Annotated in this window: 10 protein-coding genes, 2 rRNA genes and 1 riboswitch (1 of these 13 cut by a window edge); of the genes, 8 read left to right on the top strand and 4 right to left on the bottom strand. The window is 47.0% G+C overall.

Features of this window, described 5'->3' with window-relative positions; all coding sequences use genetic code 11:
* From ACJJIQ_RS13700 to ACJJIQ_RS13685, 4 genes are all read left to right on the top strand, one after another.
* A 23S ribosomal RNA gene (locus ACJJIQ_RS13700) occupies positions 1 to 2,302 on the top strand; it begins 580 nt to the left of the window's first position.
* Between the two features lie 203 nt (positions 2,303 to 2,505).
* A 5S ribosomal RNA gene (gene rrf, locus ACJJIQ_RS13695) occupies positions 2,506 to 2,621 on the top strand.
* Positions 2,622 to 3,128: 507 nt separating this feature from the next.
* Positions 3,129 to 5,375, top strand: coding sequence for a hypothetical protein (locus tag ACJJIQ_RS13690; protein WP_445358775.1), 2,247 nt, complete (start codon positions 3,129 to 3,131; stop codon positions 5,373 to 5,375).
* 435 nt (positions 5,376 to 5,810) lie between these two features.
* On the top strand, positions 5,811 to 7,352 hold the full coding sequence (locus tag ACJJIQ_RS13685) for a thioredoxin domain-containing protein (RefSeq protein ID WP_445362190.1): 1,542 nt from the start codon (positions 5,811 to 5,813) through the stop codon (positions 7,350 to 7,352).
* Positions 7,353 to 7,969: 617 nt separating this feature from the next.
* Here the strand turns inward: ACJJIQ_RS13685 and ACJJIQ_RS13680 are convergent.
* The 4 genes from ACJJIQ_RS13680 to ACJJIQ_RS13665 form a co-directional block, all read right to left on the bottom strand.
* Positions 7,970 to 8,755: a DUF3419 family protein gene (locus tag ACJJIQ_RS13680; RefSeq protein WP_445362189.1), complete on the bottom strand. Its 786-nt coding sequence runs from the start codon at positions 8,753 to 8,755 to the stop codon at positions 7,970 to 7,972.
* A 407-nt stretch (positions 8,756 to 9,162) separates the two neighbouring features.
* Positions 9,163 to 10,113 carry an IS5 family transposase gene (locus tag ACJJIQ_RS13675; RefSeq protein ID WP_445362188.1) on the bottom strand — a complete coding sequence of 317 codons (951 nt, stop codon included), beginning with the start codon at positions 10,111 to 10,113 and terminating at the stop codon, positions 9,163 to 9,165.
* Positions 10,114 to 10,168: 55 nt separating this feature from the next.
* Positions 10,169 to 11,119: an SDR family oxidoreductase gene (locus ACJJIQ_RS13670; RefSeq protein ID WP_445362187.1), complete on the bottom strand. Its 951-nt coding sequence runs from the start codon at positions 11,117 to 11,119 to the stop codon at positions 10,169 to 10,171.
* Positions 11,120 to 11,934: 815 nt separating this feature from the next.
* Positions 11,935 to 12,861, bottom strand: a complete 927-nt coding sequence (locus tag ACJJIQ_RS13665; RefSeq protein ID WP_445362186.1) for an SGNH/GDSL hydrolase family protein — start codon at positions 12,859 to 12,861, stop codon at positions 11,935 to 11,937.
* 262 nt (positions 12,862 to 13,123) lie between these two features.
* A riboswitch (TPP riboswitch) is annotated at positions 13,124 to 13,222 on the top strand.
* A gap of 85 nt (positions 13,223 to 13,307) precedes the next feature.
* Between ACJJIQ_RS13665 and thiC the strand changes: the two genes are divergently transcribed.
* From thiC to ACJJIQ_RS13645, 4 genes are all read left to right on the top strand, one after another.
* Entirely contained in the window at positions 13,308 to 15,218 is a 1,911-nt protein-coding gene (thiC, locus tag ACJJIQ_RS13660) for a phosphomethylpyrimidine synthase ThiC (protein WP_445362185.1), read from the top strand.
* A 111-nt stretch (positions 15,219 to 15,329) separates the two neighbouring features.
* Positions 15,330 to 16,406: a glycine oxidase ThiO gene (gene thiO, locus ACJJIQ_RS13655; RefSeq protein WP_444925588.1), complete on the top strand. Its 1,077-nt coding sequence runs from the start codon at positions 15,330 to 15,332 to the stop codon at positions 16,404 to 16,406.
* Positions 16,406 to 16,606, top strand: a complete 201-nt coding sequence (gene thiS / locus ACJJIQ_RS13650) for a sulfur carrier protein ThiS (RefSeq protein WP_108734077.1) — start codon at positions 16,406 to 16,408, stop codon at positions 16,604 to 16,606. The genes thiO and thiS overlap by 1 nt, the downstream gene beginning before the upstream one ends.
* Before the next feature lie 2 nt (positions 16,607 to 16,608).
* Complete coding sequence (locus ACJJIQ_RS13645; RefSeq protein WP_445362184.1) at positions 16,609 to 17,415, top strand: thiazole synthase; 807 nt, start codon at positions 16,609 to 16,611, stop codon at positions 17,413 to 17,415.

The following is a 17,415-nucleotide window of genomic DNA, read 5'->3' as shown; positions in this document are numbered from 1 at the left end:
GTAGCAAGGTTAACCGCTTAGGGGAGCCGTAGAGAAATCGAGTCTTAATAGGGCGTTTAGTTGCAGGCAATAGACCCGAAACCCGGCGATCTATCCATGGGCAGGTTGAAGGTTGAGTAACATCAACTGGAGGACCGAACCCACTAATGTTGAAAAATTAGGGGATGACCTGTGGATCGGAGTGAAAGGCTAATCAAGCCGGGAGATAGCTGGTTCTCCTCGAAAGCTATTTAGGTAGCGCCTCGCGTCTCACCCTCGGGGGTAGAGCACTGTTTGGGCTAGGGGGTCATCCCGACTTACCAACCCCATGCAAACTCCGAATACCGAGGAGTGCAATCGCGGGAGACACACGGCGGGTGCTAACGTCCGTCGTGGAAAGGGAAACAACCCAGACCGCCAGCTAAGGTCCCAAATATCAGTTAAGTGGGAAACGATGTGGGAAGGCCCAGACAGCTAGGAGGTTGGCTTAGAAGCAGCCATCCTTTAAAGAAAGCGTAATAGCTCACTAGTCGAGTCGGCCTGCGCGGAAGATATACCGGGGCTCAAACTGATAACCGAAGCTGCGGATGCTCTTAGGAGCATGGTAGAGGAGCGTTGTGTAAGCCGTTGAAGGTGGATCGGGAGGTCTGCTGGAGGTATCACAAGTGCGAATGCTGACATGAGTAACGATAAGGGAGGTGAAAAACCTCCCCGCCGGAAGACCAAGGGTTCCTGTCCAACGCTAATCGGGACAGGGTTAGTCGACCCCTAAGGCGAGGGCGAAAGCCGTAGTCGATGGGAAACAGGTTAATATTCCTGTACTCGCTATTACTGCGACGGAGTGACGGAGAAGGCTAGGCCGGCATGGCGATTGGTTGTCCATGTTTAAGGTTGTAGGCTGGGGACTTAGGCAAATCCGGGTCCCTAAGGCTGAGAACTGATGACGAAGCCCACTTAGTGGGTGAAGTGGTTGATGCCCTGCTTCCAGGAAAAACTTCTAAGCTTCAGGTAATAGTGAATCGTACTCTAAACCGACACAGGTGGTCAGGTAGAGAATACCAAGGCGCTTGAGAGAACTCTGGTGAAGGAACTAGGCAAAATGGTACCGTAACTTCGGGAGAAGGTACGCCGGTTTTGGTGATGGGACTTGCTCCCTAAGCTGAGGCCGGTCGAAGTGACCAGGTGGCTGCGACTGTTTATTAAAAACATAGCACTCTGCAAACTCGTAAGAGGACGTATAGGGTGTGACGCCTGCCCGGTGCCGGAAGGTTAATTGATGGGGTTAGCTTCGGCGAAGCTCTTGATCGAAGCCCCGGTAAACGGCGGCCGTAACTATAACGGTCCTAAGGTAGCGAAATTCCTTGTCGGGTAAGTTCCGACCTGCACGAATGGCGTAACGATGGCCACGCTGTCTCCACCAGAGACTCAGTGAAATTGAAATCGCTGTTAAGATGCAGTGTACCCGCGGCTAGACGGAAAGACCCCGTGAACCTTTACTACAGCTTTGCACTGAACTTTGAGCCTATTTGTGTAGGATAGGTGGGAGGCTTTGAAGCAGCGACGCTAGTTGTTGTGGAGCCGTCCTTGAAATACCACCCTGGTATGTTTGAGGTTCTAACTCTGGTCCGTTATCCGGATCGAGGACAGTGTATGGTGGGTAGTTTGACTGGGGCGGTCTCCTCCCAAAGAGTAACGGAGGAGTACGAAGGTGCACTCAGCATGGTCGGAAATCATGCAATGAGCATAATGGTATAAGTGCGCTTGACTGCGAGACAGACATGTCGAGCAGGTACGAAAGTAGGTCATAGTGATCCGGTGGTTCTGTATGGAAGGGCCATCGCTCAACGGATAAAAGGTACTCCGGGGATAACAGGCTGATACCGCCCAAGAGTTCACATCGACGGCGGTGTTTGGCACCTCGATGTCGGCTCATCACATCCTGGGGCTGAAGCCGGTCCCAAGGGTATGGCTGTTCGCCATTTAAAGTGGTACGCGAGCTGGGTTTAGAACGTCGTGAGACAGTTCGGTCCCTATCTGCCGTGGGCGTTGGAGATTTGAGAAGAGTTGCTCCTAGTACGAGAGGACCGGAGTGAACGAACCTCTGGTGTTCCGGTTGTCACGCCAGTGGCATTGCCGGGTAGCTATGTTCGGACGGGATAACCGCTGAAAGCATCTAAGCGGGAAGCCTCCTTCAAGATAAGATCTCCCTGAGGCCTTGAGCCTCCTGAAGGGCCGTGGAAGACTACCACGTTGATAGGCTGGGTGTGGAAGCGTTGTGAGGCGTTGAGCTAACCAGTACTAATTGCCCGTGCGGCTTGACCATACAACAGAGATGGTTACTAACGACTAGCTAAGCTAGCGGATTGTGAGTTAGAGACATACGATCGCTTGCGGTGTATTACTACAGATTGTTTTACCGACTTATTTGGGGTTATCGCCGGTCAACAACATGACCGAGGCAAACAGCGATAACACGGCAGGCCAAGCACATCGCTTATAAGACCACCGCCAACCCAAGCCAGTTTGCCTGACGACAATAGAGTTGTGGAACCACCTGATCCCTTGCCGAACTCAGAAGTGAAACGCAACATCGCCGATGGTAGTGTGGGGCTTCCCCATGTGAGAGTAGGTCATCGTCAGGCTTCTAATCCGAAAGGGCCACCCAACAGGGTGGCCCTTTTTTTATGGCTGAAAAATATTTCAAAAAATAAAGAAAATAGAAAAGCCCCGCCCCAACATGCTGAGTTTTGCTCGCTATACAACGTAGATCTCGGCACGTTCAATATCTGATTAACAATCTAAAAGCTCTGACTTGTATCAAGAAAATTCAAGGAAAAAATTTATAAATCACATTAATTTCTTAGCGGTCAATTTTTTATAGAACAATGGTGCAAGATGGATGTAAAAAACTTGATTTTATTCCATTGATTCTGGATAGTCGCCCGTTGCCTCTTCTTGCTCACTGAGGTGATGCTTTTTTGAGCAACTCTTGCGCTAGATACCATAGGTGCAAAAGTTGACTTCTGGCTTGGGTGAGTAGTCGACGATGGCTAAAGACGCATTAAGCCGTATCGGGAAAAAATATAAATACCCGATTGAGAGATGATGGCTACCGCCGCTGGGCGCTAAAAATATTGAAGGAAATTTAGATGCACATTCTTACGCTGTACCAATCAATTTTGCGATGGCTTCTATTGATGACCGTTGCTGTTTCACTGACCGCTTGCGGCGGCGGCGGTAGTGCCGGCGGTGATGATGGCGGTACCACGCCGGAACCAGTCTCTTATAGCATTGATGTCGAGCTGCATGACTTAGAAACTGGTGAGATTCTCCAAAATCCAAATCCAGAAGAGCCGGTGCTTGTCCAAGTTACGGTCAAGCTTGACAATGGAGATCCTGTTGCTTCTGACAATATTACAGTCACAACAACTTTAGGTGAGTTGACCCCTAGTAGTGGAGTTGTGACGACTAATGACAGTGGCGTTGCAACTTTAGAGTTGGATGTTGAAGGGCAGGAAGTAGGGAGTGCTGGAGAAGTTATTGTAACCTATGATAGCACCAGTACGGATCAGAACCCTTACTCGCCGCTCACATTCACAGTTCAAGAGCCCGAATTGCAATTGGGTTATTTAGATGGCAATCAGCAGTTTGTAACTGGTGAGCTGGATATTACTGTCCAGAATTTATCCTCTAGAGGCACCACGCCTGTTAGCGTCTACGTACAAGGTCCTGATGGCGACCTCTACTCGAAGCGAATGGAAGTGGAATTCTCAAGCAATTGCAGTTTGAGTCTACCAGCTGTTGCAACCCTTGACTCCCCGGTTACGACTATAGAAGGTAAGGCTACCTCAACATATACGGCTGCGGGCTGTGAGGGTGAGGATAGTATTACGGCAGCATTAGTGAATTATCCGAGCATATCGGCTAGCGGAAAGCTTGATGTGAAGGCTGCAGAGGTTGGCTCTATTGAGTTTGTAGGCGCAGATCCTAGGATAATCTCTATTAAAGGTACTGGCGGTAAGGAAACATCAACGCTGCTTTTTCAGGTTTTAAGCATGGATGACCTGCCAATAAGTGGAGTTGAAGTTAATTTTGCTTTGTCCACAGAAGTAGGTGATGCAACTCTTACTAACGATTCCGGTACGACTAATGCGGATGGTGAAGTAACGGCACTGGTTTCTTCTGGTACTGTGGCGACGCCGGTTTCAGTAGTAGCCTCCATAACCGTCGATGGGGAGGAGGTTGCATCCACCGTATCTGATGAGTTGGTGGTCTCTGTAGGTATCCCTGACCAAAATTCTTTTGATGTGGCTGCTACTGTTTTAAACCCAGGTGGCGATACCTTTAACGGCGCAACCTCAACAATTACTGTTTACGCTGGTGATGCCTTTAATAATAAGGTTCCCGATGGAACTGCAATTACTTTTACAACAGAGTATGGACGTATAACTGGATCTTGCACCACGATTGATGGCAACTGCTCAGTAGATTGGACTAGTCAGGACCCCCGCAAGCCCGAGTCCTATACATTTGTTGGTGTTGACGGTCAAACCCATTCGGTTCGAACCATTAATAACACGATCTGCCCCGAAACTGGGTTTTTGGGTGCTCCATGCCCGGTGTCTTTAGGGCAGCCGTATGGAGCTCGCTCAACAATTCTCGCATATGCGTTTGGGCAAGAAACTTTTACTGATGCCAACGGTAATGGACGCTTTGATACTGGCGAAGACTTTACCGATTTACCAGAGGCATTTTTGGACCACAATGAAGATGGAGAGTTCGGGAACTCTGGCAACGTTGGTAGTTGCTACCCAGATTGCCCCGAGGTGGCTGGCGATGAAGACTGGCCTGCTGATTTGAACAATAATGGAGTCTACGATCAGGGTAATGGCATTTACAATGGTGTTCTCTGTTCAGATGAGGCAGAGGCAGATGGAAGTTGCTCTAAAGAGCTGATTCATGTACGTAAGCAGGTAGAGCTCCTGGTTTCGGGAGATCAGCCATACGGGATATTTGAAACCGCTGCTGGTGATTTCCTTGATCAGCCTCATATCGATATTTCTAGCGATGAAACTGGAACAGTAAATTTCTATCTTTCTGATATTTACAACGGCCGCTTACCTCTGGGGACGACGGTTAATATTGAATCGGATTATTGCGAAGTGTGGCCTGAGGCCTGGGCAGTTGGAAATACTAGCGCCCAAGGGCCTAGCATAGTTGACATCACCGTGAATGCCCCTAATGGCGCCGTACCAGAGGGGGCTGATTTCGTAAAGGTTACGGTTAATGTTCCAGCGCAAGAAGGCAGTTCGGGCGCTGGCGCAAGTAGCCGCTTTCAATTCTCATGCGCCTACGACCTGTGTGTTAACTCGCCAGATGATTCTCGATGTGAATAAGGTGGCGTGACCACGACTTTGATATCTACCGGGCCGCAATAGCGGCCCGGTTTCATTTCGGAGGGGCAAAATTGAGATTTGCCACAAATTAGTTTTCTTTAACCTTAGTAAGCAGGAAATGTGATAATGAATCTTGCGACTAGCTCAGTATAGGTCTCGTTGGGCCATGCCGGACTTGGGAAGCGTAATGGATAGCTTTACTTCATGGGTGCATGTGGCGTCTTTCTAGAGCATCCTCACTCACTCTTTCTCCCAACTTTCTTCCTTCTCAGTGGGAAGTAATTGCTTCTCCTACCTCTAGATTGTTGGCTCTGGTGCCAAAAAGCATGTCTAGTTCCCATTTTGTGATTGCAGCAGCGACAAGCCTCGATGTAAGAGGCTGAATTGAGAATTGGGCGGTAAGATTGGTCAAAACCGGTAAAAGGAGAATTGCCAGTGAATGGGCTAGGACGCATTTTAATAATTTTAATGGTTTCCGGGAGTTTGGGTGTAATTAATGGTTGCGCCGAGGACACGAAAGCGATTGCAGGGGGTAGGGTAGCTGATCAGCATGCTGTCGCTGCGAGAATAGGAGGGAGGGAAGTTACTGTACAAGAACTGGACAGAGATCTTCAGTTTGTTTTGTACGATATCGCGGAGATGGAACACAAGCTGCGCCTGAATAAGCTTCATGAATTTATTTCTGAAACCTCAGGGGCTGGTACAGATGTTGAAATTCTTCTGCCTGTTCCTAAGCCGCCGCGCATCGAGCTCTCCTATGAGAACAGGGCTGTACGCGGTAATCCTGAAGCGCCTGTAACAGTAGCCGTTTTTTGTTCTTTTCAGTCCCCTCACTGTAAGTCTTTCCAGCCTGTACTGAGGCAGTTACTAAGTGAATATCCTGGTTGGGTGCGACAGGTTAATTTTGATTTTCCCTTAAAGTTTCACCGCGAGGGCGTTAGTGCGGCTGTTTCCGCTCGATGTGCTGGGGATCAAGATACTTTCTGGGAGTACCACGATGCTCTTTATGCAAGAACCCCAAATTTAGGAGATAACGCATACATTCAGACGGCCAAGCACTTGTCAGTTGATAGCGCTTACTTTGCAAATTGTGTAGAGGATGAAAGTTACAGGGCGCTAGTCCTCAAGGATCAAGAAACAGCTTTACAGCTGGGGCTCAAAAACGTACCGGTGGTTTTTATCAATGGACTTTACTTAAAGGGGAAGCGATCCTTTGAGCAGTATTCTTATTGGGTAGAAAGGGAGTTGGCGAAACTTAATATAGATCAAAAACAAAAGCATACCTGGGAGCAACAGAGAAATGGTAAAAATAGACTTCCCGTAACGAATCTTCCTCTTGCTCTAGTGGGTATTAGTGAATCGAGTATAGAAAACAAGTCTAAAGCTCTAGTAGAAGTAGAGGGGCAGAAGGCTCGATATTATTCCTTGGGACAGCCACTTCTCAAAGATGTTTCCTTAAGGCGTTTGGAGGGTAACTATGCTGTTATTAACAATCAGGGCACACTGGAGCGTTTATTGCTTCAAGGCGAGGAAGGTAATACGGTGTCTTTAACTTATTTTCGTCAGCACACTGAGGAACTGCGCCAGCGTATTGAACAGCCTCATGGTGAGGAAGGAAAAAAATTAATTGAGCCAGCGGGAGTGTTGACTCTTGGACAAGAGTGGCTATCGAAACATCTTGAGCAGCGGGAGTCCTTAGAGGCCAAGTTTACCAAGGCGGAATTAAAAGTTGAAGGGCACCATTTGATACGTCTGGAGGGTGTGGCTGGCAATGAATTTTTTACTGCGTTGGGATTTGAGGATAATGATGTACTATTGAGAGTCAACGATAGTTGGGTTCACAGTGGTCAAAATGGGTTGTGGAGTGCCCTTGCCAGTGGAAAGGTAATAGATGTAGCTTTTATGAGGAAAGGTTTGCCGCACCGATTACAGTATGTGGTTGAAGAGCTTGGCTACTTTGAAGAAAAGTCAAAATAGCCAGTTATACGAGGGGACGTTGGTCATCACTAGGTTTGTATAAATGGTGATAACGTAGCTAGCAGGACAGTTGTTAAAAACAGTTCCGCAAGGCCAATACCCCCTTGTCCGGCAAGTTGGAGTGTTTATTTTGGGGGCTTTGATGTTAAAAGAACCATTCAATTAAAAAGCTGCCTAGTTTATCAATGTTGCAGGCTTAAATTTCAGAAGGGTAGTCTAAAAGCAGTTGCTAACTCAATTTGTGTAATAGTGAAACATTGGTGATGATGGTTGAAATAGTGAGAAAAGTTAGTTGGTGCATTTTACGCCAACGTTAAAACTATAAACAAAAGACATATCACTATTGCCCAGCTCTTCTTCTAAGACCGGATCAAATATAAACTTACTTTTAAAAAGATCGGGAATTCTTCTCTTTGTGATAAAGTGGCGCATACATAATATACAGTTTTCATTGCCAGTTGAGTGTATTGAGTTTAGTAGGGAAATGAAGTTTTCTTCGTTGAGATAAGCGGAAACGTCAGAAATCGAAAATTTGTCAATCTTGGTTTCTAGTCGATCTAAATATGTTTCTAGTGGTGATGTTACTGTTTCTATGATGGAGTTATTTAATGCATCCTTTATTGCTGGATAATTTTTTTCTCTAAATATAAAGGTAGTCCATGTTCTGGGTTATATTTTCCCGTCAATAAGAAAGTCATAAAGAAATTTTCAAGGATCAGGTGATTCATTAGGGAGTGATCCATCCTGCTTATCAAATACTCGGGAATCGATACTTGTTGAGGAACATACTGGTAGAATCCGGGGTCTTTCAGGAAGAGCCTGAAGACAGACTCGCTGGTTAGAAAGTGCAAAAAATGTTTCCAGGCTGGGGTATTCCATTTTTGCTCAACAAATTTACGTTGCTCTTCAATGTTCTTGAATGTGACTAACGTTCTTATCTTGCTTGGGCGAATAGTTTTAATGATGGTGCTAATCAATTTAAAGTGCTTCTCAAAGGCTCCTTCGAAGATAGGTCCCCTCTTGATTGTTTTTGTATTTTCTCTCCAAAATGATTCCGCTTCTTTTGAGAGATGGTGTTTTATTTTGTTGTAAAAATGCAACCTTTTGTTGCATGGAAGAATTCCTGTAAATTTCAGGAAATCCTCATAATTTAACTCCTGTATCCCGGCTTTTTTGAGTTCTAAGAGGTAATTTTGGCAGGGGTTTAGATCGATTGCAGTTATTTTCTTAGGTTTGCCTAACAAGAGGCTTAATACGCGATCCCCTCCGCCAGTAACACATAAAATATTGTCATTTTTATTTATATTTAAGGCTTTTAATTCGGATCTGGAGTCTTCATTTGGGCCGGAGTAACTGATTCTGTTTGCGTAAGTGGATTGTAATATATCATTGGGGTTATTCATGGTATGTTTGGCTGGGGGTTGTTTCAATAACTTGTTCGGTTTAAAAAGTAGTCCACAATCATGGTTAGGTAACTATTGCTATTACGCCATTGGTTTTGTACAGGGTGACCTAATATTCTTTGGCTATTTTTACTGCAAAATCTAAAGTCACTGTTCAAAAAGGGACCGTTTTGCATTCTATTAATGATCTTAAGTAGGCGCTTCTCCAATTCGGACAAATTATTTAATGCTGTGTAATCATCTTGAAGCTGTCTTAGGGACCCTCTGATCAACGAAGCATTTTTCTAGAATTAAGCTGAACTGCTTGAAAAATTCACTTTATTACGCTCAAGCGCGTAATTTTCGCGTAATAGCCCGCTAATTTTTCATCTGAAACCCTAAATAGGCGGGTTTCAGGCGAACCACCCCTAGGTGGCTAAATATTTTCTCCCTATTAGTAAGTTGGTAAAGCCTGCTAGCAAGCACAGCCGCTCAGTATTTTTTAACAGTCCCCGATAGCGGACCTTGTCATAACCAAATACCCGTTTAATGTAGCGAAAGGGGTGCTCAACCTTCGCTCTTATCTGCGCCTTGATCTTTTCCGCCTTACGGAGTGCATCACGCCCAGGAAGAGTTTTCAGCTTGCTCGGCTTCATTGCTATGTACCAATCCACCTCCCGCTCCTTCAACTCTTCTCGCTTCTCCGCACCAATGTACCCAGAGTCACCCCAGACTCTTCCTTCCTCCCCATGGAGGACTCGCTCTGTGGCTGTGACATCATGCGAATTCGCTGCTGTTGTATCTACGCTATGTATTACTCCGAGCACATCATCAACCCCGATATGCATCTTCATTCCAAAGTGCCACTGATTGCCTTTCTTTGTTTGATGCATTTCTGGATCACGTTCTTTCTTTTTATTCTTAGTTGAAGTTGGCGCAGAGATAATAGTGGCATCTACAATCGTGCCTTCACGCAGTACCATGCCATTCTCAGCAAGATGCTTGTTGATTTCATCAAAAAGCGCTGCACCAATCTGATTGAGCTCCAATAAGTGGCGAAAGTTAAGAATCGTTGTTTCATCGGGAATTGGGCCGCTCAAAGTCAATCCAGCAAAACTACGCATGGATTCAATTTCATACAGTGCATCCTCCATAGCGGGATCACTGAGATTATAAAATAGCTGCATGCAATGAATACGGAGCATGACACTTAATGGATATGGCTGTCGGCCACGTTTGCCTTGTGGATAGCAAGGAGTGATCTGAGCCTCTAGTCGCTGCCATGGGATGAGGGCTTCCATTTGAGAAAGAAACTTCTCTCGGCGAGTTATACGGCGCTTTAGCTTATATTCTGCTTCGGCAAAGGTGACTTGGTGCATAATCTATCGTAGTCTTGACGGATAACTGAATACTACCAAACTGGCTCGGAATTATTCAGAGGTTCCTTAGGTCTAGATTAAAGTAAAACCGATTAAACTGAACGAAATCATCGATTGTCATTGGCTTGGAATCTGCAATGTTAAAACATTGATTTATTGTGGTTTCTTGGTTGTCTGAGATGTTTAATATTGCATCGCAACAAATATCTACAGGGATAATGTTAATGGGTCGACCTGAAAGATACTTTAAATGAATAGGTAGTTTTACATTCTTTTCTGTTAATCGATTTAGCAGCTTCACATATTCATAGTAGCCTGACTGGGAATTTGTATAACCGGTCACTGAGTCACCTAAAACAATCGTAGGCCTGTAAATCGTATACTGTAGGTTTTTGGATGCCGCGATTAAGTTCTCTGCCATATTTTTAGTGTAATCATAGGCGTTGAAAAACTCTTTTGGCTGATAGAGGGTCTCCTCGATTGTCTCCCCGTTGGCGTAGTCTTTACCACCAATAAAGCTAGTCGATATTTGATTTAGTCGACATTTGGTTGTTACCGCGATGTCAATGAGTCGCTTTACACCATTGACGTTAGTATTCATGCTTTGCTGCAAATTGCTAAAGCTGTAACGCATATCTGCTGCACAATTCCATATGGAGTCAATGTTTAAGGAGCATAACTGGCTGTAAGGTGTAGAAGACAGCCCCAAGCTGGGTTTGTTCAAGTCACCTGATATGATTGTAAGCCGATTGAAGTCATTCTCTGTGAGCTTATAAATAGGATTGACAGCGCTATTTTTTTGCTTGAGTTGTTCAAGTCGATTGTGGATATCACTTCGAGCAATCAAAACAACATTGAAGCCTTTCCTTAATAATCCCCACGTCAAGTATTGGCCTATAAAGCCAAAGCCACCGACAATAAGCTGTATTCTTTTTGATTCTTTTAGTATAGAAAATCGTTTTAAAATATATTGATCTTGATTTGTTAAATCATGCGAATCAGTCATGAGATTGAAGTGGGATTTTTCTGTAAGCTAAGGAGTATTGCTCTTCCAGAAAGTTATTTTTTTTACTGCTTTTTTCATTAAAAAATACAAAAGGTGTACTAAAATAGATTTTTTCATAAGGGCGCCAGTTGCTAAAGTAGCGAAATTGCTCATCCGGTTTCAGGGGTTAATAGGCTGTAGGTAAAATTAGGAAATAGTATCGAGCGGTAGATGTAACACGACGTGATTATCCATCGTGATAGTTGTACCACTAACTCAAATTATAGAGTTTCAGTTGGGTATCGTTGAATAATTATAGTAGACCTGAGTAAATCGTTCATATATTGACTGCATATCCATTTGTCCCAGTAGTCGAGATCAAGAATAATTCAGATACTTCTCCTTGAGCCTTGAGTTCATTAATTTTTTGTCCCAATTGTTTGTGGAAGGCTTGTATATATTGTATAGGAAATTTTTTCTAAACTGATTTTTTACTTGTTCAACTTGGATAAATAATCTTCTAGGTCCATTATGGCCTTAGTGATTTGTCGAGGTTATAGTATGTGCGAGCTAGTAAAATACGAATAAATTGGTTTTACGAGATCGCTCTTAAGTAGCTTAAGGGGCTATTTCCTCTTGTGACCGGAATGAGCTTTGGAGTGCTCTTACCAGTGGAAAAGTAATTGATGTCGCCTTTATGAGAAAGGGTTTGCCGCATAGATTGCAGTATGTGGTTGAAGAGAGTGGTTACTTTGATGAGGATTTAGGTAAGTGAATTGATTAGGGCCCGCGGTACTTTATTGCGGGCCCTGAATTTACCGAGCAGTAAAAGTTACTTATTTATCCGGATTTCCTTGCCACAGTAGGTCAGCGACAATATTTTGTCCTTGAATGCTTGGGTGGAAACAGTCTCCACCATCAATATCATCTTTATTAAACTGAAAAGTCCCGGCATTTAACTCATCCTCACCGGTATATTCAGCAACAACTTCTACCCCATTCATACCGTTGTAACTTTCTGCTTCCTCAACAAGGATTTCGTTATAACGTTGTTGGGCTGTGGCTATTCCGTTATAACGAGTGGCAAAGCTCTCTCCATTCATCGAGCCGCCATTTGTTGCAATTCGGCAGATTCCGAAAGTCGACCAGACACTCTCGCAATCTACGCGGGAATTACCGCTTTGCTTATCCAGACCCGCTGCCCGGAGATCGTGTACTCGCGGTACTGAGCCGAGTACTATCGTAGAGCCGTTAGGGAGTCCATCGACTAATTTGTCCAGTCCAGCTTGAACTGCCGAGCGCCACTCGCTATCGGTGTAGAGGGGATCATTACAGTTGGCTGGATCGACGCATTCCCGGTTACAGATGTCATTACCGCCCAATACTACCTCGACATGATCAGGTAAATTAGTCTGGGATAGAATCCGATCGGCTTGAGTGGAGAAATTGTCGCCTCCACTACGCATCTCAGCACCGGATTCCGCTGCGCTTTTATTGGCAGCCATATTGGGGTAGTTAACTTTATATTTATCGTGAACACTCTCCACTGAATTGTCGTCGCCGTCAAACCAGGAATGCTCGGGTTGGTCCCCGCCGAGAAGACAAAACAGGTCCCAGAAATACTTATTGCGGGTACAGTCTGCACCGAATGCCATGGTAATACTGTCACCCGCAGCAACAGACTTGGAGGGGGCTGCCATTGCTGGCTGTATCGACAAGATGCTCAAACAGAGCGTTACTAGAACTCCATATTTATTCAACATTATATTTTCTCCCACACCGACTTTCGCCGTAAGTTGTTATCATTTTTTTCACTGCTCCGGTAAACGAGAAGGAGTGTAGGACGCACTCAGATATTGTGAGTGATGAATGCTTGAGACCCTTTGGTCAGTTATCAATAAATTGAAGTCTGTTGGAGTTTTGTCGCCAAGAGCATTGATTACTGTATTGGCGTTTCAAAGCTCTACTTTTTCTGGAACAGTTTTATGCCATCTGTTCTTCTTCTGATGCTTCCACTATACTGCGCTCTACTTGTCGGAGTGCCTGTGGGCTGAGATCGCTGTTGCGAGATCCGTTGAACCTGATCGGGGTAACCCCCGCGTAGGGAACAAGATCTGAAGTCGCCTGTTTTGTTACAGTTTGGCGTCTTTTCTCTTTGTATGTGCCCTGGATGCTGCGACCTTTAAATTTCCAAGTTTTAAGGTTACGCATGTCTGAGATCATTGAACAATCCGGTAAAGCCGGAAAGTCCTCCCGCGCTACCAGTCGCGATTCCGCTAAAGAATTTCTTGAAAATCTCACGGTTCAATCTTTCCCCAACTCGAGCAAGGTGTATTTGCCCGGTGAAACTCCCGACATTCAGGTTGGTGCTCGTCAGATCTGTTTGGGAGATAGTTTGGTAGGGGGGAATGCAGAGAATCCGGTGTTTGAACCCAATGAGCCCCTAACCATTTACGACACTTCGGGCCCCTATTCCGAGCCCAATTTTAAAGTGGACGTACGGGAAGGGTTGCCCAAATTGCGCCAGGGCTGGATAGAGGCCCGCAGAGATACTGAACTGCTGGACTCTCGCCAAGCGGCCTACAGCCAGAAGCGTATGGCGGACCAGGGGCTGGATCATATCCGCTTTGAAAACCTTCCCAGCCCTCGCCGGGCCAAACCGGGACAGAATGTATCTCAGATGCACTATGCCCGCCGCGGCATTATTACCCCAGAGATGGAATTTATCGCAGTGCGCGAAAATATGGGGCGAGCCAAGTTGGCAGCGGAAATGAGTGAAAGTGAATACCAGAAGGCACGTGATGGTATTTACATCCCCGAGCAAATCACGCCGGAATTTGTGCGCCGGGAAGTTGCAGAAGGGCGGGCAATTATCCCGGCGAATATTAATCACCCGGAAGTGGAGCCGATGATTATCGGGCGCAACTTCCTGTGCAAGGTGAATGCAAATATTGGTAATTCTGCTGTGACTTCTTCCATTGAAGAGGAAGTGGAGAAACTGGTTTGGTCTACCAAGTGGGGCGCGGACACGGTGATGGATCTGTCTACCGGTGCCAATATCCACGAAACCCGCGAGTGGATTCTGCGAAACTCGCCAGTGCCCATCGGTACTGTGCCGATTTACCAGGCGCTGGAGAAAGTAAACGGAATTGCTGAAGATCTTAACTGGGATGTGTTCCGCGACACCTTGATTGAGCAGGCGGAGCAGGGGGTGGATTACTTCACTATTCATGCTGGCGTGCTTTTGCGCTATGTGCCGCTCACTGCCAAACGTATGACCGGGATTGTCTCTCGCGGTGGTTCCATTATGGCCAAATGGTGTCTCGCCCATCACCAAGAGAATTTCCTCTACACCCACTTCGAGGAAATCTGCGAGATTATGAAGGCTTACGATGTGAGCTTTAGTCTCGGTGATGGCCTGCGCCCGGGCTCCATTGCGGATGCTAACGATGAAGCCCAGTTTGGCGAGCTGCACACGCTTGGCGAGCTGACTGAAATTGCCTGGAAGCACGATGTTCAGACGATGATCGAAGGCCCCGGTCATGTGGCTATCCATAAGATCAAAGAAAATATGGATGAGCAGCTGAAGCACTGCCACGGCGCACCTTTCTACACTCTGGGTCCATTGACCACGGATATTGCTCCCGGCTACGACCACATTACTTCCGGCATCGGCGCTGCACTTATCGGCACCTACGGTTGCGCCATGCTCTGCTATGTGACCCCCAAAGAGCACCTGGGTCTACCCAATAAAGAGGATGTTAAAGAGGGCCTTATGGCATATAAGATTGCGGCTCATGCCGCAGACTTGGCCAAAGGGCATCCGCGGGCACAGAAGCGCGATGACGCCCTGTCAAAAGCCCGCTTTGAATTCCGTTGGGAAGATCAGTTCAACCTCGGCTTGGATCCGGAGCGGGCACGCACCTATCACGATGAAACCTTGCCAAAGGAATCCGGCAAGGTAGCTCACTTCTGCTCCATGTGCGGCCCGAAATTCTGCTCCATGAAAATCACCCAGGATGTGCGCGATTATGCGGCCAAGCAGGAAGCGGCACAGGGCATGGAGGAAATGTCGATTAAATTTAAGGACATGGGTAGCGAGATTTATCACAAGGGCTGATGAGTATTTTGGGGGAGAGTCCTCTCCCCCAAGAATCGGATAGCAAAAGTACGGCGAGTGCATAGCGCATATCGCTGGGTGTCGATTTGGATTTGCGAAGATAGGTGGTCTGTGACAAGCGAAACCAAAGCCAAAGTAGCTATTGCCGGTGGCGGCCTGTTAGGTCGCTTGCTCGCCTGGCGGCTCTGCCAACGGGAACTGGATATTACCCTGTTTGAAGCGGGTGATCTGTCGGCACCAGTCGGGGGAGCTTGCTGGACGGCAGCGGGAATGATCTCACCACTATCGGAATTGGTGCACAGCGATAAACAGGTTTACAACCTGGGGCTGAAAAGCCTTGAGATTTGGTCTGAGTGGGCTCGGCAGCTGGAGGAGCAGAGCGGGCGGAACGTGGAATACCGCCGAGCGGGCTCAGTCCTGGTTGCTCACGGCAAGGATAAAAGTGAGCTGCTGCAATTCCTGCGGGAGCTGCAGGGCAAGTTGGGCGAGTCTGCCAGGGGGCAGGTGCAGCCCCTCGATTGCAATACTTTAGCGAAATTAGAGCCCTCCTTACACGGCTTTGAACAGGGGCTTTACTTACGAGGTGAGGCGGATATCAATAATCACCGCCTACTGCCCGCGTTACTCAGCGTATTGCGCCGAGGTGCAGTCACTCTGCGAGAGCAAAGCAAGGTAAATTGCGAAGCCGGGTATATCTCTGTGAACTCGGAGTGCGAACAATTTGATTGCGTGATCGACTGCCGTGGTCTCGGTGCCAAGGGGCAGATTGAAGGCTTACGCGGTGTCCGTGGTGAGGTGATGGTGGTGGAATCCCGGGAAGTGGTTTTGCAGCGTCCAGTGCGACTGCTCCACCCGCGCTATAAGCTCTACGCTGTACCACGCAGCGATGGGCGCACAGTAATTGGTGCTACGGAAATTGAGAGCGAAGACCAGTCGCCCATTTCCGTGCGCTCCAGTATGGAATTGTCTTCCGCGCTTTACTCCCTCAACCCGGCTTTTGCCGAGGCTCGTATTGTTGAGACCCGCGTAAATTGTCGCCCCGCCACTATGGATAATATGCCTTATATCCACAGCGAGGATGGGCTGATTAGGGTGAATGGCCTTTACCGTCACGGTTATCTTTTAGCGCCGGCAGTAGTGGAGCAAGTGGAGAATCAAGTGGCACAACAACTGTTACAGGTGGTTTGATGCAGGTACTAATTAATGGGGAAACACAGAGCCTTGAATCCCCGCTAAAACTCTCTGCGCTTTTACAGCAGCTCGGCTATCGCGGAGAAACATTTGCCGTTGCGATCAACGGTGGATTTATTCCCCGTACGGAATATAGCAATACACAGATAAATAACGGCGATAGCCTGGATATTGTTGCTCCGGTAGTGGGGGGGTAAAGGTGAGCGATCTATTAACACTTTACGGAAAAACATTTAACAGCCGGCTTTTGGTGGGCACCGCCCTGTATCCCTCCCCAGCGATTATGCGCGAATCCGTGCAAGCCTCAGCTTCGGAAATTATTACTTTGTCTCTTCGCCGGCAAAATCCGGCACAGCAGCAGGACAATCGATTTTGGGATTATATTCGCGAGTCCGGTTGTCAGTTGTTGCCTAATACCGCCGGTTGTAAATCGCCGCGAGAAGCGGTGGAGCTGGCAAAAATGTCCCAGGAAATTTTCCAGACCGATTGGCTCAAGCTGGAAGTGATTGGTGATGATTACAATTTGCAGCCAGACCCCTTTGGTCTGGTAGAAGCTGCGCGAGAATTAATTCAGTTAGGCTTCAAGGTTTTGCCTTATTGCACAGATGACCTGGTGCTGTGTCGAAAACTATTGGATGTGGGTTGCGAGGTATTAATGCCCTGGGGGGCTCCCATCGGTACCGGGCAGGGACTGCTCAATAAATATAACCTGCAAACACTGCGCGAGCGCCTGAGTGATGTACCGCTTATTATTGACGCCGGAATCGGTGCGCCATCACAGGCGACAGAAGCACTGGAGATGGGCTTTGATGCGGTGTTATTGAATACCGCGATTGCAAAAGCCCAGGCTCCGGTACTGATGGCTAATGCTTTTAAACTGGCTGTGGAATCCGGGCGCGCCGCCTTTAATGCCGGCTTGATGCTCAGGCGTCAAACTGCCAGCCCCAGCACCCCCACCCTGGATATGCCTTTCTGGCAGCAGGCAGAGAGCATATTGCAGGATTAG

It is taken from the genome of Microbulbifer maximicatervae (SeqCode) (assembly GCF_052468295.1).
Note: the sequence above shows the minus strand (reverse complement) of the source record. Positions and strands in the feature narration are given on the sequence as shown.